The sequence below is a fragment of the Acinetobacter sp. AKBS16 genome, from assembly GCF_002899995.1.
Classification (GTDB): domain Bacteria; phylum Pseudomonadota; class Gammaproteobacteria; order Pseudomonadales; family Moraxellaceae; genus Acinetobacter; species Acinetobacter baumannii.
This window is the reverse complement of record NZ_POYH01000091.1, coordinates 122,229-122,982: the sequence shown is the minus strand read 5'-3', so window position 1 is coordinate 122,982 and position 754 is coordinate 122,229. Positions and strand designations below refer to the sequence as shown.

The window sequence follows — 754 nt, the reverse complement described above, 5'->3', positions numbered from 1 at the left end:
TGTCCTGCGTCGGAAGAAATGACCGCAAAACCATCATGTAGGGCATTGGTGAGTGGACCGCCGCTGCCGACCTGACCCGTTGCAGGCACTAAGTTGCCATCGGTTCCGCCATTACCTTGATAGAGGAAACGGCCGTTCCAATCAACAGGTAAACGCATTTCAAAACCAATTTGATAAGTTTGTCCATCGACAGGGCTTACCCGTTGATCCATATAACCCTTGACCAAACAATGTGCACCAATCGGTTTATTGGCGACCGTCAATGTGCCTGCTTCTTGAAGGGTAGCTGAGCTAATAACGGTATTGTTGTACTGAAATCCGAGTAAGTCTGAACAGCTTCCTGTCATTTTTACGCCAACAGCAGGAGACAACTGCGGTGGTTTGGTTGTTGAGGGAACCGTTGTGTCATCATTATCACTTCCACAGCCTGCCAAAGCACCAAGCATGGCAAGCACTAAAGCGGAGCGGGTCAAAATTCGTTTATTGTTGGTGTAATTCATTTATTCATATCCTTATTGAATGAATGTTTGTAATTAATCTAAAACCAGAAAATTAGCTGTGCTTCGTGCAAGCATTTTGTTGTTTTGCCAAGCTTCACTTTCGAGATTCAGTACGGTTTTGCCTTGTTTAATGAATCGGCATTTTGTAATGACTTCGCCCACAGCACAGGGCCTTAAAAAATCCATCGTTAAGTTAATGGTAGTAGCGGGTTTATGGTCATTGGCGAGATATGCAAAAAGTCCCATCACATCGT

Annotated in this window: 2 protein-coding genes; both read right to left on the bottom strand. The window is 44.6% G+C overall.

The window, feature by feature from the left end; translation table 11 throughout:
* Window positions 1–500, bottom strand: a 500-nt coding sequence (locus C1642_RS16875; protein WP_146035346.1) for a tannase/feruloyl esterase family alpha/beta hydrolase, incomplete at its 3' end; no start/stop codon positions are given.
* Between the two features lie 33 nt (window positions 501–533).
* Window positions 534–754 (bottom strand): PaaI family thioesterase (locus C1642_RS16870; protein ID WP_146035345.1); only part of this gene is annotated, 221 nt, incomplete at its 5' end.